General features: G+C 33.4%; 13 protein-coding genes. 8 read left to right on the top strand and 5 right to left on the bottom strand.

Annotated features, from left to right (window positions below):
* Positions 1-29 precede the first annotated feature (29 nt).
* A complete protein-coding gene (locus Q1A01_RS15190; RefSeq protein WP_299682673.1) occupies positions 30-524 on the top strand; it encodes a hypothetical protein in 495 nt (164 codons plus the stop codon).
* Positions 525-555: 31 nt separating this feature from the next.
* On the opposite strand, the gene Q1A01_RS15185 is transcribed toward Q1A01_RS15190, so the two are convergent.
* Entirely contained in the window at positions 556-723 is a 168-nt protein-coding gene (locus Q1A01_RS15185; RefSeq protein WP_299682671.1) for a Lacal_2735 family protein, read from the bottom strand.
* A 202-nt stretch (positions 724-925) separates the two neighbouring features.
* Positions 926-1,633, bottom strand: coding sequence for a DUF4197 domain-containing protein (locus Q1A01_RS15180; RefSeq protein WP_299682669.1), 708 nt, complete (start codon positions 1,631-1,633; stop codon positions 926-928).
* A 32-nt stretch (positions 1,634-1,665) separates the two neighbouring features.
* On the opposite strand from Q1A01_RS15180, the gene Q1A01_RS15175 reads away from it, so the two are divergent.
* A complete protein-coding gene (locus Q1A01_RS15175) occupies positions 1,666-2,619 on the top strand; it encodes an MBL fold metallo-hydrolase (protein ID WP_299682667.1) in 954 nt (317 codons plus the stop codon).
* 175 nt (positions 2,620-2,794) lie between these two features.
* On the opposite strand, the gene Q1A01_RS15170 is transcribed toward Q1A01_RS15175, so the two are convergent.
* On the bottom strand, positions 2,795-3,652 hold the full coding sequence (locus Q1A01_RS15170) for a site-2 protease family protein (protein ID WP_299682664.1): 858 nt from the start codon (positions 3,650-3,652) through the stop codon (positions 2,795-2,797).
* A gap of 189 nt (positions 3,653-3,841) precedes the next feature.
* On the opposite strand from Q1A01_RS15170, the gene Q1A01_RS15165 reads away from it, so the two are divergent.
* The gene (locus Q1A01_RS15165) at positions 3,842-7,264 is read left to right on the top strand and encodes a methylmalonyl-CoA mutase family protein (RefSeq protein ID WP_299682661.1); all 3,423 of its coding nucleotides are present in this window, start codon (positions 3,842-3,844) and stop codon (positions 7,262-7,264) included.
* A gap of 442 nt (positions 7,265-7,706) precedes the next feature.
* Here Q1A01_RS15165 and Q1A01_RS15160 read toward each other — a convergent pair whose 3' ends face one another.
* Positions 7,707-8,072 (bottom strand): hypothetical protein, encoded by a 366-nt coding sequence (locus Q1A01_RS15160; RefSeq protein ID WP_299682658.1) that lies wholly within the window; start codon positions 8,070-8,072, stop codon positions 7,707-7,709.
* Between the two features lie 49 nt (positions 8,073-8,121).
* A complete protein-coding gene (locus Q1A01_RS15155) occupies positions 8,122-10,371 on the bottom strand; it encodes an ATP-binding protein (protein WP_299682655.1) in 2,250 nt (749 codons plus the stop codon).
* Between the two features lie 137 nt (positions 10,372-10,508).
* Here Q1A01_RS15155 and Q1A01_RS15150 point away from each other — a divergent pair, with 137 nt between their 5' ends.
* From Q1A01_RS15150 to Q1A01_RS15130, 5 genes are all read left to right on the top strand, one after another.
* Positions 10,509-12,464: a peptidylprolyl isomerase gene (locus Q1A01_RS15150; RefSeq protein WP_299682653.1), complete on the top strand. Its 1,956-nt coding sequence runs from the start codon at positions 10,509-10,511 to the stop codon at positions 12,462-12,464.
* On the top strand, positions 12,465-13,325 hold the full coding sequence (locus tag Q1A01_RS15145; protein WP_299682650.1) for a peptidyl-prolyl cis-trans isomerase: 861 nt from the start codon (positions 12,465-12,467) through the stop codon (positions 13,323-13,325).
* Complete coding sequence (locus Q1A01_RS15140) at positions 13,309-14,676, top strand: peptidylprolyl isomerase (protein WP_299682647.1); 1,368 nt, start codon at positions 13,309-13,311, stop codon at positions 14,674-14,676. Before Q1A01_RS15145 ends, Q1A01_RS15140 begins: the two co-directional genes overlap by 17 nt.
* Before the next feature lie 6 nt (positions 14,677-14,682).
* Positions 14,683-15,636 carry a MoxR family ATPase gene (locus Q1A01_RS15135; protein ID WP_299682644.1) on the top strand — a complete coding sequence of 318 codons (954 nt, stop codon included), beginning with the start codon at positions 14,683-14,685 and terminating at the stop codon, positions 15,634-15,636.
* A gap of 285 nt (positions 15,637-15,921) precedes the next feature.
* Positions 15,922-18,192 (top strand): aconitate hydratase, encoded by a 2,271-nt coding sequence (locus Q1A01_RS15130; RefSeq protein ID WP_299682641.1) that lies wholly within the window; start codon positions 15,922-15,924, stop codon positions 18,190-18,192.
* Positions 18,193-18,234 lie beyond the last annotated feature (42 nt).

The raw sequence follows: 18,234 nt of genomic DNA, 5'->3' as shown, positions 1-18,234 counted from the left end.
TTTTTTTAATTAACTAAACTATGATTTCAATGAAAAAAAATATTTTTTACTTATTACTCTTTAGTAGTTTGATTGTGGCTAGTTGTTCTTCTGATGATGACACTTCAATTACTCCAAATGAATTTGCTGACAATACCATTACAGTAGATGTAAATGGAGAAAATTTCAGTAGTAATAATATTGAAACAGCTTTATTATTAAGCGAAGGTCGTTTTATTAGATTAACAGCAGTAATTGCAACAACATTTGATTTAGTAAGTATTGAAATTGGAAGTATTAACTTTGATGATCCATTACTTACAGAAGGAATTTTTTCAGTTTCTGAAAATAATAACAATATCCAATATAATAATTTTTTATCTGCTATTTCAGAAAACCCTACTGGGACAATAACAATAACAAATCTAGATATAGAAAATCAAATAATTTCTGGAACATTTAATGGAGTAGCGACAAATATAGACGGAGAAATGGTAACATTAACTAATGGAACTTTTACTAATATTTCATTTCTAGTACAGTAATTTTAAGATAATTGGTCGTATATCTCAGAAATTAAAATTGTAAAAATTTTAACTTCTGATCTAGCTTAAGTGCTTCATAGGTAAGAACATCGCTTAAGCTTGAATCTGTATATCTAACATTGTAGGCTTCTTCAATAAGTCGTTTATGCTTTCGTTCCAAATATTCTTTAAACTGAATATGTTTTGAAGTAGTTGTCATTGGTTGGTTTGTCTTTGGTTCGTAATTGAGGTATATTAAAGTTACGTAAAAAATTGACAGTTAGATGTTTAATAGTTTAAAATTAAATACTTGTACATTCTAAAATGTATAAGAAAAGAGACGTATACTGTGGCGTCATCGCAATAAAAAAGGGTTGTACAATCCATTGTACAACCCTTTTTTAGGTGTATAGTATATACTTTTAGTCTTGCAATGCAAAAACACGTTTTAAAAGATCTGTAGTCCTTGAGGTGTATTTTGTGCGTATTTCTTTTTCTTCAACAGCAATCATTTTGTAAACACCTTTTAATGCTTCTTGGGTAACATAATCTGTAAGATCAGGGTTTACATTATTAGTTAGTGGTAAACTATTGTATCTATTGATAAGGTTTTCCCATATTTGATCAGCACCTACTTTCCCAAAAGAATTTTTAATTACAGGATTGAATTTATTGTATAAAGCTTGTTCAGTTCTTGAAGTTAGGTATTGTGTTGCTGCATTGTCATTCCCTAATAAGATATTTTTTGCATCGGCAAATGAGATTCCTTTTACAGCATCTATAAAAATTGGAGTTGCCTCTTTTACAGCATCTTCTGCGGCCCTATTTAACACTTTCAGGCCTTCGTCTGCAAGACTTCCTAATCCTACATCTCTTAATGTCTTATCTACTTTTCGTAACTCTTCAGGAAGTAATATTTTAGTTAATTGATTCTTATAAAAACCGTCTTTGGCTGTAAGTTTTGATACTTGTTTATCAATTCCTAATTGTAATGCTTCTTTTAAACCATTACCTATTTGAGATTGTGATAATACATTACCTCCATCTTGCGGAAGGTTATTGACTACTTGTTGTAACTCTGCACATGAACTTAGGCAGATGACCATACATAGGGCGATAAACTTTTTCATTTGGGTATCTTTGATATAATTTTGGTAAAGATATGAATTTAAGATTTTTGATAATACCTATATCACTTTTCATTTTGAGTTGTGGAGATAGTCATGAAGACAAACAAAAAACGATACCATCTCAAATAGAACATGAGGTATATATAAAAGTATTAGGAATTGCACAAGATGGTGGTATGCCTCATATCAATAATCCAAGTGAGTTTAAAGATGTAGCTACTAATGTACGTACAAAAGAACTCGTAGTAAGTCTTGGACTTATAGATAGAGAACAGCAAAAGAAATATCTATTTGATGCTACACCCGATATGCCACAACAATTACATATGCTAGATGAAGCCATTTCTACAAACACAATAATAGATGGCGTTTTCTTGACACATGCCCATATGGGGCATTATACAGGACTTATGCATTTTGGTAGAGAGGCTATGGGAAGTAAGACAATTCCAGTATATGCGATGCCAAAAATGAAAAAATTCTTAGAAACAAATGGTCCGTGGAGCCAGTTAGTAGACTTAAATAATATAATGATTCATCCTATACAAGGAGATCGTGTTATTACGCTTTCGCGAAAGCTTAAAATAACCCCATTCCTAGTGCCACATAGAGATGAGTTTTCTGAAACTGTCGGGTACCGTATAGAAGGTCCTGAAAAAACAGCATTATTCATTCCAGATATTAATAAATGGTCTGTATGGGAAACGTCTATTGTAGAAGAAGTAAAAAAAGTAGACTATGCATTTATAGATGCAACATTTTTCTCAGAAGGAGAAATCCCAAGGCCCATGAGTGAAGTTCCACATCCCTTCATAGATGAAACAACAGCACTTTTTAGCGAAGAGAACAAGGCAATAAAGTCAAAAGTGATTTTTATACACTTTAATCATTCTAATCCTGCATTATATCCTAAAAATTCCAAACGAGTAGCTTTAGAAGAAGAAGGGTATCGTTTTGCGCATCAAGGGGCCATTTTTGGATTGTAAGTATGTGATGTTTTAAAGGTAGGCCTGTTGTACATTTTGATAAAACAATCGGCATATTATCCTGTCAATCTTTATTATTTACCTCAAATCTTAAAAGAAGTAATGAAGATTTCTTCGATTCACCCTTCTGGGAAGGGGAAAATCAAGAAATCTATTCAAAATACACAAAGGTTTTCTAAATTTTAAAGTAGTCAATAACGAGATTAATAAAAATAATCAGATAGATCACCCAACTCACTAATGAAAAAAACAATCCTCCTCTTTCTAATGCTTTTTCAGAAAACTTTTTATCGGTAATAATAGTGTACAGGTATTCTATCATATAAAAACTATGCGGACCTAAGAATGGAGTCACGACCATTAAGTAGAAAAAAATACTAGTAAATGTAATCATGAATATAAAGAGCTTGTCAGAATAGCCGCTTGTTAGATAAAGCGAGGCATAATCTCCAGACATAGCATTTATAAATATATCTACAAAGGGAAATGTTTTTGGTATAGAAAAGAACATAAACACATAAAAATGAATATATGTGAATAAGATAAAAATGATAAAAGCTTTTTCAGCAAGTATAGGTATATATGCTAAAATGATCTTTTTATATATAACAGAAGCTATGAAAAGTAGTACCCCAGAAACAGCGAGTGTTACGATAACACCAAATATTATTTTTGTTATTATAAGTACTGTATTCGTATATAAAGCATATATAGAAATACCTACGATTAAGCCCGTTATAGGACCTGAAAGCGTTAGTAGTAATTTCTTATAAGGAGATAAAGAGTTAAAATCTTTAGGAGTAGATGGTTCATCAGGAAATGATTGCTTGTAATTTATGTAAGCACCTGTAGGAATCCATCCAATGACAAATTCAGTTTCTTTATACTTAAATTTATAGATACTAAAGCGGTAATCATACCAAATACAAATCTTCTTGATGTGAATGCCAAATGATAGCGCGGTAAGATAACTTCCTATAGTAAATACAATGCTTACGATGGTAAAAGAAATAATGAATAATAGGATAAACATAAATGCTAGAAAATAAAGAATTCTACCACATAGATACAACTACTTTCTTAGTCTTGTAATATTGGACGTGTTTTTAAATTTCAAAACCAATATTTCTTGCTTTGCTACTTTTTTAGTTATTATAAATAAATCAGCATTTTTATTGAATATTACGTAAATTTGCAAGCATAAAACACCCTTTTTTTGAAGATGAAACAAGCTACACCATATACTCCAAAATATAAAGTAAGAATCGTTACTGCAGCCTCCCTCTTTGACGGACATGATGCCGCCATCAATATTATGCGTCGTATTATTCAAAGTACTGGCGTAGAGGTGATTCATTTAGGACATGATAGAAGTGTAGAAGAAGTTGTAAACACGGCTATACAAGAAGATGCCAATGCCATTGCGTTAACATCGTATCAAGGTGGACATAATGAGTACTTTAAATATATGTATGACCTTTTAAAAGAAAAGGGAGCAGAGCATATAAAAATCTTCGGAGGTGGAGGAGGTGTTATTCTTCCAGAAGAAATTAAAGAATTAATGGAGTATGGGATTACTCGTATTTATTCTCCAGATGATGGACGTGAGCTAGGATTACAAGGGATGATTAATGATCTTGTACAACAATCTGATTTTCCAGTAGGAGATCAATTAAATGGAGAAGTAAACCATTTAACAGATAAAAACCCTAGAGCTATAGCAAGAGTGATCTCTGCAGCAGAAAACTTTCCAGAGGTAGCAGCAGAAGCTTTAGATATTATCCATACAAAAAATAAAACATCACTTACACCTGTACTTGGGATTACAGGAACTGGAGGTGCAGGTAAATCTTCATTGGTTGACGAACTTGTACGTAGGTTTTTGATTGATTTTCCAGAAAAAACCATAGGTCTTATTTCTGTAGATCCTTCTAAACGTAAAACAGGAGGCGCTTTATTAGGAGACCGTATTCGTATGAATGCGATTAACTCTCCAAGAGTATATATGCGCTCTTTAGCAACACGCCAAAGTAATCTTGCACTTTCAAAATATGTAGCAGAAGCTATCGAAGTATTAAAGGCAGCAGAGTATGATCTTATTATTTTGGAGACTTCTGGTATTGGACAGTCTGATACTGAAATTCTAGAACATTCAGATACCTCACTCTATGTAATGACACCTGAGTTTGGTGCTGCTACACAGTTAGAGAAGATTGATATGCTTGATTTTGCCGACTTAGTAGCGATCAATAAATTTGATAAACGAGGTTCTTTAGATGCACTTCGTGATGTCAAAAAACAATATATGCGTAACCACAATCTTTGGGACACGCATCAAGATGATTTACCTGTTTTTGGAACCATAGCTTCTCAATTTAATGACCCAGGTATGAATACACTCTATAAGAAGATTATGGAGAAAGTAAATGAGGTGAATGAAGCTAATCTGGAATCTACCTTTACGATTAGTAAAGAGATGAGTGAGAAAATCTTTGTGATTCCACCTGCACGTACACGTTATTTAAGTGAGATTGCAGAAAGTAATAGGGGGTATGACGCTTCCGCGAAAGCACAACAAGAAACAGCACAACGTTTATATGGTATATATAAAACCATTGAGACGCTACTCAACGCAAAACCTGAATTAGATAAATCAGGAGTAACCTTTGAAGCTTCAGAAGAAGTATCTCAAGAAGATAAGGATTTATTAAAATTATTGGTAGCACAGTTTGATCGTGTAAAATTAGATCTTGATCCTTATAACTGGGAAGTTATTACAGGATGGGAAGAAAAAGTAAATCGTTATAAAAGCCCTGTATATACCTTTAAAGTAAGAGATAAAGAGATTAAGATAGATACCCACACAGAATCGCTATCACATACACAGATACCTAAAGTTGCCTTACCTAAATATGAAGCTTGGGGAGATGTATTACGATGGGTATTACAAGAAAATGTACCAGGAGAATTCCCGTATACTTCAGGATTGTATCCATTCAAACGTACAGGAGAAGATCCTACACGTATGTTTGCAGGAGAAGGAGGCCCAGAACGTACCAATAAACGTTTTCACTATGTGAGTTTGGGAATGCCAGCTAAGCGCTTAAGTACAGCTTTTGATAGTGTTACTCTTTACGGAAACGATCCAGGACATAGACCTGATATCTATGGAAAGATTGGAAATGCAGGGGTAAGTATTTGTTGTCTAGACGATGCTAAAAAATTATACTCTGGATTTGATTTAAGTCACCCAATGACGTCGGTAAGTATGACTATTAATGGTCCTGCACCTATGTTATTAGGATTCTTTATGAATGCGGCTATCGATCAGAACTGTGAGAAATATATTAAAGAACACAATCTAGAAGCGGAAGTAAATGCAAAGATTGAGGCTATCTATAAAGGAAAAACAAGACCAAGTTATCAAGGAGATTTACCAGAAGGGAATGACGGATTAGGATTAATGCTTCTTGGTGTTACAGGGGATCAAGTATTACCTGCTGATGTGTATGCTACCATAAAAACAGAAACACTAGCACAAGTACGTGGTACGGTGCAAGCAGATATTCTTAAAGAAGATCAAGCACAAAACACCTGTATTTTCTCTACAGAATTTGCATTACGACTCATGGGGGATGTACAAGAATATTTCATCGAACAGAAAGTGCGTAATTTCTACTCGGTCTCTATTTCTGGATATCATATTGCAGAAGCTGGAGCCAATCCAATTACACAATTAGCACTAACATTGGCTAATGGGTTTACATACGTAGAGTATTACTTAAGTAGAGGGATGGATATCAATAAGTTTGGACCCAACCTTTCATTCTTTTTCTCCAATGGAATTGATCCAGAATATGCAGTAATAGGTCGTGTGGCTCGTAAGATATGGGCAAAGGCAATGAAAAATAAGTATAATGCCAATGCACGTGCACAAATGCTTAAATATCATATTCAGACTTCTGGACGTAGTTTACATGCTCAGGAAATTGATTTTAATGATATTCGTACAACGCTACAAGCATTGTACGCGATTTATGACAACTGTAATTCACTACATACCAATGCCTATGACGAAGCAATTACGACACCTACAGAGGAGAGTGTACGTCGTGCAATGGCCATACAATTGATCATCAATAAAGAGTTAGGACTTGCTAAAAATGAAAACCCTATTCAAGGTTCGTTTATTATTGAAGAACTAACAGATCTTGTAGAAGAAGCGGTACTTATAGAATTTGATCGTATTACAGAACGTGGAGGTGTTTTAGGTGCAATGGAAACCATGTACCAACGTAGTAAAATTCAAGAGGAGAGCTTGTATTATGAGACGTTAAAGCATACAGGAGAGTTTCCTATTATTGGTGTAAACACTTTTTTAAGTAGTAAAGGAAGTCCAACAGTAAGACCTGCAGAGGTAATCAGAGCAACAGAAGAGGAGAAGCAATATCAAATCACGATGCTTGAAAATTTACACAAGGCAAAAGCAGATAAAATTGATAGCGAAATTGCTAAAATTCAAGAAGCAGCTATTGAAAATGATAATATTTTCGAACACCTTATGGAAGCGACTAAAGTATGTTCATTAGGACAGATTACAAGTGCTTTATTTGAAGTAGGAGGACAGTATCGAAGAAATATGTAAGCAGCGAGCATCTTTCTCTAAGTGAAGCGCTAGAGAAAGATTGCGAGTCGCTTATCCCAAACTCGTTTTGGGATCTCATGATTATGTATAAAATTTTTCAAAGTACACTATAGTCGCTCTTTGTGATTAGTGAATGTCTTATCCCAAACTCGTTTTGGGATCTTATGAGAAGAATTCTTGACGTTTTGAAACAGTGAAGCGCTAGAGAAAGATTGCGAGTCGCTTATCTCAAACTCGTTTTGGGATCCCATGCTTATGTATAAAATTTTCAAAGTACACTATAGTTGCTCTTTGTGATTAGTGAATTTACTTTAGTGTTTTCAGAAAAATACTTACTTAATAGAATAAACTGCCTTTTTTGTAGGAATATGGCTTTATATGCTTTCGCGAAAGCGTATAAAAAAGCATCACTATCGCATCATATAAAAGTCACCGTATAAGTCTAGTCTCTTACTAAAACTGCATTTAAAGAACCAAAGTCATTATTTTCAAAATTTGCATTTATTTCATAAGTGTAATCACCACTAGGAACAAATGATTCTCCCACAAAGTCAATAGGTTGTATAACAAGGGTGTCTTGATCAATTACTAGTTGAACATACATATAGCTATACGAAGATTCAAAAACTTGATATTCAGAAATAGCTCCTGCTTCTAAATTTTCATAGGGAACGCCATTTCTTATGGTAATATTTGTGTAATCTAAGTCGCTCACATTGGCGAGTCGTAATCTTACTTCTGAATCTTGATCAGTAGTACAACTAATAGCTAGTATAGCTAATAGGATGATGCATATCTTATATTTCATATCATTATTTTCTTTATAGATGTAGAAATACAAAAAAGGTTGTGTGAAATTATTGAGAATCTTTTGAATCGTTAATATTTAGATATTTTTTTATGATCATTTTTAACGTATCAAAATCGATAGGCTTTCCTAAAAATTCATCAAGACTATTTTCTGAAGTAAAGCTCTCACTTTCTATGGTAGCTCCAGCAGTGACTGCAATAATAGGGGGTGTTTGGGTTTTATATTTTTTAAGTGATTTGATATGCTTAGCCGCTTCAATACCTCCCATAACAGGCATATTGATGTCCATGAGAATTAGATTATAGGTGTTTTTCTTGAATAATGCGACTCCTTCTTTTCCATTTACTGCAATGTCACAAGTAATGTCAAGTTTTGATAATAATCGTTCAAGTACTTTTTGATTGATTTTATTATCCTCAACAATCAATACATGGGTGTTTTCCGGATTATTTGATAGCGCTACTTCAATTTTCTTTGAAACTTCTTTCCCAATTTTTGATTCTGCTTTTTTGAGAGATAAATCAAAATAAAATGTAGTACCGTTACCAAGACTACTTTCTACACATAATTTACTTCCCATTAGTTTTAATAAGTTATTAGATAACGATAACCCTAATCCCGCACCATCAAACTTTCGTGTTTTAGAGTTATCTCCTTGTTCAAAAGACCCCAATAATCTATCAAAGTCTTTTTCATCCATACCAATTCCTGAATCCTCTACAATAAAACGCACGTGTTGAATATCATTTGAAAACTCAAGATCTTCTAGTGTAATTACTATTTTACCTTTTTGTGTAAACTTAATAGCATTCTTCATTAAATTTATAAGTACTTGCTGTATGCGTAGGGAGTCAACATGTACATTATAGTTTGTATCACTATAATTATAATATTCAAAATCTAAATTTTTCTCTTTAGCTTGATACTCAAAAATACGCATCAGTTGTGAGATGTCCTGTTCGAGATTTACGGAGCGTTCTTGTATTTCTAAATTTCCTGTTTCTAGTCTAGAATGATCTAAAATCATTGTTATTAAATCTGATAATTGATGTACAGATCTATCGACGATAGAAATATATTCGTCTCGTTTTTTGGGAGATTCATCAGAAGATTTTAGAAGGTGTAACATCCCTTGAATACCATTAAGTGGTGTCCGCATTTCATGACTCATTTTAGAGAGAAATTGCGTTTTATAGTTGGCATTATCTGTTGCTTTTTTTGCAGTTATTTCAAGTTCTTTGATATTACTTATTAATGTGGTTTTTAATTTTTGATAACTAGCAAACAACGATTCTATTTCTAAAATAGAATGATCTGATTGTATTTCTTGAATTTCTTCAAAGTCACTTTCTATAAATTGGGCAATGTTATCATTAAGTGTTTGTACCCCTTTGGTTAGATTCTTAGAAAGGTAAAAAACAAGTAATACCATTACGAATGCTAATAAAATACTTGTAATGGACGTTGCTGTTATTTGTGTGGTTTTTTTAGTTTCTATCCCCTTGCTAGTTGCCACACTAATGTCAGAAAGATCTTTTTGGATGGTGCTATGTAGATTATTAATTTTTTCATTTAAACCGTTACTAGAATAGTAACCTATTTCATCGTTAAGTACTACCAATGTTCTGAAGTCTTCTTGATATCCTCTTAATAAAATACGAGTAGTATCACTTAAACGTGAATTTTCGAGTAATTGACTGGATAGGTAATTAAAATCACTGTAATAATGCTTTTCTCCTCTTAGTAAAAAATCTTTTTCATAATTACGAAGCTTTAAAATATTCGTTTGATTGATATCATCGCTAGTTGTTAATAATTGCGCTTTTTCCTGCATTTTCCCTTCTATACCGAAATTTTTATAACCTCGACGCTCCATTTTCGCGACAAGCGTAAGAACTTCTTTGCGAAGCGATTTATAATTATAAGTAATGGTTTCAATATCAAGAGGAATACCAATGCTAGAAGCTTGTTCTTTTATCGTTTCTAGTTGTTCAGGGATAGACCGTAAGTTTGCGAGATAGGTATAAAGAGAGCTTGCTTCTGATTTATCATAGAATGCCGCATCTCGATATCCCGTATAAAAAAAGGTGTTATAATTATCAATATTTGCATTAAACTGTTTTGATACGTCTAGTATAGCAATAGAGATTGTATCTGAAAGCGTATCTTTTCTATGGATATAAAAATAGGAGGCTACCCAGATAATTAAAGAAGCTAAAAATGTCAAAAACGAAAGAATAGCTTTTGACCTAAAAGAACGAAAGCGCAGTTTTTCAATAAATGAATAGGTAGACATTGTGCATCATAATTTTGGTTAAAATACAGAAAAAAGAGGACTGTATTCTTTTTGAATAGAAGAAACTCTTTTCATATTCGTTATGAATCTTGTGTACCACTGTAGATTTGTTATTTTTGCACACCCTTATATACGTTATGATAAAGCATTTATATACCTTTTTATTATTGTTTAGTTTTTCTCTGTGTTATGCACAGCACAATAATGATGTCCTTTTGACAATAAATGGACAAGATATTACTGTAGAAGAATTTCAAGCTGTATACCTGAAAAATATTAGTTTAGTTCAGGATGAAGCCCAAAAAGACCCTAGAGCTTATCTGGAACTTTTTAAAGAATATAAACTAAAAGTACAAGAAGCGTACAAAGAAGGATTGCATAAAAATCCTGACTATATAAAAGAACTCAAAGGCTATAGGGCGCAACTTATTAAGAACTATCTCACAGATGTAGATGTTACGGAGGCATTGGTGAGAGAAGCATATGATCGTACAGTTACAGAAGTGAAGGCACGTCATATTCTTGTAAAAAATAATCCAGGCGCTTTACCTCAAGATACATTAAAAGCATACAATAAAATTATAGAGGCTCGCAATCGTATTGTATCAGGAGAAGATTTTGCGGCAATAGCTAAGGAGTATAGTGAAGATCCATCAGCTCAATCTAATGGAGGGGAATTAGGATGGTTTAAAGCTTTTAAAATGGTATATCCATTTGAATCTGCTGCATTTACTACAGAAAAAGGAAAAGTTTCCGAACCTTTTAAAACAAGATTTGGATATCATATTGTACAAACTACGGATAAGCGTCAGGCTAGAGGAGGGATTCAAGTTGCACATATTATGCTTGCTCTCAAACAGAAAGATACTACGTTAAATCCTGCAAAGCGTATTAAAGAGATATACGCGTTACTCGAACAAGGGGAGTCTTTTGAAAAATTAGCGCAGACACATAGTGATGATAAGAGGTCTGCTATAAAAGGGGGAATGCTAGACCGTTTTGAATCTGGACAGTTAAGTAGTAAAATCTTTGAAGAACAAGTTTTTAATATTAAAGAAAAAGGTACCTATACACAACCTTTCAAATCTGAATTTGGTTGGCATATTGCAAAGTTAATTCAACGATTTCCAATAGGTTCTTATGAAGAAGAACGTAATGCTTTAGAAGAAAAACTTAAAAGAGATATCAGAGCTAAACAAATATCAGACTCACTAGATGCTAAATTACGTGTCTTATATGAGGTGAATGAAAATATAGAACTTCAAAAGTACTTTGCATCTATTTTTACGAATGCAGATTTTACATCTAGAAAATGGAAATATACACCTACTGATTTTGATAAAAAAGCAACAGCACTAAAGTTAAATGATACACTATATACCTATGATAGTTTTGGTAAATATCTAGAACGTTTCCAAAGGGGAGGAGCTTATACTAATAAAGAACAACTGATAAAAGAGCAAGCATTTATTTGGACCAATAAAACTATTAAAAAATATCACGAAGATCATCTAGAAGATGTAGATTCCGAATTTAGAGCACTTATTAGAGAATACAGAGAAGGATTACTACTTTTTGAGTTATTAGAAAAAAAGGTGTGGGAAGTAGCAAAAACAGATAGTATTGGTGTTCAAAAGTATTTTACAGAACATAAAGAGTCTTATAGAATTCCTGAAACAGTTAAAATGACAATGATTACTGCTTCCGATAAAAAAACACTTACAGCAGTAAAGAAATTATTAAAAAAAGGAAAGACACAAGAAGAAATTGAGGATACGTTCAATATAAATGAAAAAGTAAATATCTTATTTACAAAACGCGAAGTAGCTACCACCGATAGTACTTATATAGCGCCAGAGTATACTCCAAAAAAAGGGATTAGTAATGTGTATGCCTTAAATACCAATTATGTTGTATACCAGGTAGAAGATGTCTTACCTTCTAGTATACCTTCTTTTGAAGATACGAGAGGCGCAGTTATTAATGATTATCAAAAGCATATAGAAAAGACTTGGTTACAAGAGCTTAAAGAAAATGCAAAAATACAAGTAAACGAAACTGTATTAGATCGTTTTATTAAGACACTTAAGTAAATGAAATTATCATCCTACATAGTACTATTTGTAAGCTGTTTTTTAGTGATTTCGTGTGACTTTTTTAATAAAACAACATCAGATCAAGATGCAGTAGCAAGAGTAAATGATTCTTATTTGTTTTCATCTGAGATAGACGAACTTTTTGAAAACACAGATTTTTCTTTAGATAGTGCTACTGTTGTAAATAGTTACATTAACGATTGGGCTACCAATAGACTGTTGTTAGATGGAGCATTACTCAATCTCTCTAAAGAAGAACAAGATAAATTTGAAAAATTAGTACAGGAGTATCGTACGGACTTATATATAAAGCTATATAAAGATAGATTAATACAACAGCGATTAGATAGTGTTGTATCAGATCAAGAAGCAGCACAGTTTTATGATCAAAATAAAGAAAACTTTAAGCTTAATGAAGAACTGGTAAAACTACGATACATTCATTTAGCTACAGATTATAATAATGGAAATGAAGTAGCTAAACTCTTTATAAATTTTAAAGAAGAAGATAAGGTCGTATTAGATTCTATACGTTTACAGTTTAAGAATTACTTTCTAAATGATTCTACTTGGGTAAGACGTAGTGTTGTACAGAACAGTATTCAACCTATAGATGCTACAAATGCCGATAAATTGTTAAAAAAAACCAATTTCTTACAACTACGAGATTCATTAGGTTTATATTTGATCGCTGTCAAGGAAACTTTATCGCGTAATGATATTGCTCCCTTAACGTATGTAAGACCAACAATTGATCAAATTATTAGAAATAAGCGAAAGCTAACACTTACAAAGCAACTTGAAAAGGAGATTAAAGATGATGCTATTAAAAACAAAAAATTTGAAATTTATAATTAAAACGCTCGTACTATTACTTTTATGTCAGCCATTATTTGCGCAGGATGGTAATACAGATCCAAAAACTAAATTTAAAGTAGATGGTGTTGCAGGTGTCGTGGGTGATTATTTGATTTTAGAGAGTGATATCGATAAGTTTTTATTTGATATTAAAAGTCAAGGACAATCTTCTGTAGACGTTACACCTTGTCAAGTAATGGGAAAATTATTGGAAGATAAATTACTAGCACATCATGCTATTCAAGATAGTATCATTGTAAATGATGCTCAGGTAAATTCTGAAGTAGATCAGATTATAGATCGTTTTGCACAACAGTTAGGGTCTCTTCAAAAAGTAATTGAATACTATAAGAAAGATAATATTGCTGAGTTAAGAGCTGAATTATTTTCAATACGTAGAGATATTCGTCTTTCTGAAAGTATGAATGAGAAAATAATTTCTAGTGTAGATGTAACTCCAGATGAAGTAAAATCTTTCTTTGAAAGTATACCAGAAAATGAACTACCTACTTTTGGAGTAGAACTTGAAATTGCACAAATCGTTGTGCAACCTAAGCCTACAGATCAAGAACGTCAACGCGTTATAGATCGTCTTAATGGATTTAGATCAGATATTATTGATAACGGAAGCAGTTTTGCTACCAAGGCTGTACTCTATACAGATGATGGAGCTTCTCGTGGTGATGGTGGTTTTATGACAATAGATAGAAAAACACCATTAGTAAAAGAATTTAGAGATGTTGTTTTTGGATTACAAGAAGGAGAGGTTAGTGAGCCTTTTGAAACAGAATATGGTTTTCATATTGCAACACTAGAAAAAATTAGAGGCGATAAATTAGAAATTAGACATATCTTATTAATACCTGAAATAGATAAAGCTCAAGAAGAAGATGCAAAAGATAAAATTGAGCGTATTAAACAACGCATTGAGCAAGGAGAACTTACTTTTGATAATGCTGCAAGAGAATTTTCAGATCAAAAAGAAACTAAATTTGATGGAGGTGTACTAACAAATCCTGTAACATTAGATAAACGTTTTGAATTGAACAAGTTAGATCCTACCTTGTACACAAAAGTAAATAACTTAAAAGATGGAGAAGTATCACTCGTGTTTAATGATCCTGATCGTACAGGTAAATCTCAATATAAAATAGTAACTGTAAATAGTAGATTAGAAGAGCATAAAGCAGACTATTCTAAAGACTACATCAAGATTAAAGAATTAGCACTTAGAGAAAAACAAATTAAAGCAATCTCAGAGTGGCAAAAAGAAAAAATAGAAGAGACTTACATCAAAGTAAATGGAGATAATCGTGATTGTGAGTATGTAAATAACTGGTTGAAAAAATAAAAACATATGTCAGACGTAGCTGCTATAAATCAATTAGTAGAAAAACATAAACAACTTAAAGCTGAAATTGCAAAAGTAATTGTAGGACAGGAAAAAGTAATAAATGAAATCTTATTATCTATATTTTCCGGAGGTCACGCTTTATTAATAGGAGTGCCTGGTCTCGCAAAGACCTTAATGGTAAATACCATTGCTACTGCATTAGGATTAGATTTTAAACGTATTCAGTTTACGCCTGATTTAATGCCTAGCGATATTTTGGGATCAGAGATTTTAGATGAATCTCGTCAATTTAAGTTTATTAAAGGACCTGTGTTTTCTAATATTATTCTAGCAGACGAGATCAACCGTACACCTCCAAAAACGCAAGCCGCATTGCTAGAAGCAATGCAAGAACGTATTGTAACGGTAGCAGGTAACAGGTATCCATTAAGTTTACCTTATTTTGTGCTAGCGACACAAAACCCAATTGAACAAGAAGGAACTTATCCGTTACCAGAGGCTCAATTGGACCGTTTTATGTTTGCTATTAATCTTGATTACCCTTCGTTTCAAGAAGAGGTAGATGTTGTAAAGGCTACAACTTCAGACCATAAGCCTACAGTAAATTCGCTTTTTTCTGATCAAGAGATTATTAATTTCCAACAGTTAATACGTCGTATTCCTGTAGCAGATAATGTGATAGAGTATGCAGTGCAATTGGTAAGTAAAACAAGACCTAAAACAGAAGCTGCAGCACAAATTGTAAATGATTATATAGATTGGGGAGCAGGGCCTAGAGCTTCACAAAACTTAATTCTTGGAGCTAAAACCCATGCGGCTGTAAATGGAAAGTATTCGCCAGATGTAGAAGACGTACAAGCGGTAGCTACAGGTATTTTGCGTCATAGATTAATCAAGAACTATAAAGCAGAAGCTGAAGGATTGAGTATTGAAGATATTATTAAAAGCCTTTTTTAACACTTTTTTCTCTGATTTTAGAGTGTTTTCCGAGTACGCTTTCGCGAAAGCGTATAAAACACCTTACCCCATATATGGTATCATAAATTATAAACTCTATAATTTTTCATACCTGTTTTTGTGATTATCACATAAATTAAGGGCTATTTTTCCTAAATAATCTGTTAGCTTCAATTCTTGTAGACGTCCAATTATACTGTTGTCTTTGTCGCTTTGATTTCGTAATTTCGCGAGACTGAAAACAACACTTAGTAATACGAAAATAACTTAATACAACAAAAGCATATGGCATTTGATATTGATATGATCAAGGGAGTCTACGCAAGAATGGCAGAACGTGTAGATACTGCTCGTAACCTTGTAGGAAGACCATTAACACTTTCTGAAAAGATTTTATACTCTCATTTATGGGAAGGCAAACCAACTAAAGCCTTTACGAGAGGAAAGAATTATGTAGATTTTGCTCCTGATAGAATCGCTTGTCAAGATGCTACTGCACAAATGGCTTTGTTACAGTTTATGCAAGCTGGTAAGGACAAAGTAGCTGTACCTACAACGGTACATTGTGATCACTTAATTCAAGCAAAAGAAGGTGCAGCAACAGATTTAAAGCACGCTAATGATGTAAGTAGTGAAGTATTTAATTTCTTAGAATCTGTATCTAATAAGTATGGAATTGGTTTCTGGAAACCAGGAGCAGGAATTATTCACCAAGTAGTTTTAGAAAACTATGCATTTCCAGGCGGAATGATGATTGGAACAGATTCTCATACAGTAAACGCTGGAGGATTAGGAATGATTGCTATTGGAGTGGGAGGAGCAGATGCTGTAGATGTGATGGCAGGAATGGCTTGGGAACTTAAATTTCCAAAACTAATCGGTGTAAAACTTACTGGGAAATTAAGCGGTTGGACTGCACCAAAAGATGTTATCCTTAAAGTAGCTGAGATTCTTACTGTAAAAGGAGGAACAGGAGCTGTGGTTGAATACTTTGGACCTGGAGCTACTGCAATGTCTTGTACAGGAAAAGGGACTATCTGTAACATGGGAGCAGAAATAGGAGCAACAACATCTACATTTGGATACGATGAGTCTATGGAACGTTATCTAAAGGCTACTGAAAGAGCTGATGTAGCTGAGGCAGCAAATCAAGTGAAAGAACACTTAACCGCAGATCCAGAAGTATATGCAAACCCAGAACAATATTTTGATCAAGTCATAGAAATTAACCTTTCTGAGTTAGGTCCATTATTAAATGGTCCGTTTACACCAGATTTATCTACATCTGTAGGCCCTGCAATGACAGAAAAAGCAACGGCTAATGAGTGGCCACTACAGGTAGAATGGGGACTTATAGGATCTTGTACAAATTCTTCCTATGAAGATTTATCAAGAGCATCATCTATCGCACAACAAGCCTTAGATAAAGGGTTAAAAATGAAAGCAGAATTAGGAATTAATCCAGGTTCTGAACAAGTACGTTATACAGCAGAGAGAGATGGTATTTTAGATGTATTTGAAAACTTAGACGCTAAAATATTTACCAATGCATGTGGTCCTTGTATAGGACAATGGGCGCGTTATAGCGATCCGAAAAATGCACCAAAAAATAGTATTGTACACTCTTTTAATAGAAACTTTGCTAAGCGTGCCGATGGAAACCCTAATACGCATGCCTTTGTTGCTTCACCAGAATTAACAGCTGCTATTGCTATTGCTGGACGTTTAGATTTTAATCCGCTTACGGATTCATTAATCAATGAAGAAGGACAAGAAGTGATGTTTGATGAGCCTACAGGATGGGAATTACCTCCAAAAGGTTTTGATGTAAAAGATAACGGATACTTAGCTCCAGAAGAAGATGGAAGTAAGATTAATGTCGTTGTAAATGAAACTTCTGAGCGTTTACAGTTATTGACACCATTTGTACCTCTTGGAGGAACGATCACTGGTGCTAAATTATTAATAAAAGCATTTGGTAAGTGTACTACAGACCATATTTCGATGGCGGGTCCTTGGTTACGTTTTAGAGGGCATTTAGATAATATCGCAAACAATACTCTAATAGGTGCTGTAAATGCATATAATAAGAAAACTAACTTCGTAAAAAATCAACTTACAGGAGAGTATGGTGGTGTGCCAGATACACAACGTGTTTATAAAGCTGAAGGAATCAAAACTGTAGTGGTGGGAGATCATAACTATGGAGAAGGATCTTCTCGTGAGCATGCAGCAATGCAACCACGCCATTTAGGAGTAGCTGCTGTGATTGTAAAAAGTTTTGCACGTATACACGAGACCAACTTGAAAAAACAAGGAATGCTAGGTCTTACATTTGCAAACGAAGCAGACTATGACTTAATCCAAGAAGATGATACATTCAACTTTGTAGATTTACATGAATTTGCTCCAGAAAAACAACTTACAATTGAAGTTGTGCATGCCGATGGAAGTGCAGATACTATCAAAGTAAATCATACCTATAACCAATCTCAAATAGATTGGTATAATGAAGGAAGTGCCTTAAACCTTATCAAAAAGGAAAATGCGGCGTAATCTTTTATCAATAAATTTATTAAAAGAGCTATCCTTATGGAT

The organism is uncultured Dokdonia sp., assembly GCF_947492815.1.
Classification (GTDB): Bacteria; Bacteroidota; Bacteroidia; order Flavobacteriales; family Flavobacteriaceae; genus Dokdonia.
Note: the sequence above shows the minus strand (reverse complement) of the source record. Positions and strands in the feature narration are given on the sequence as shown.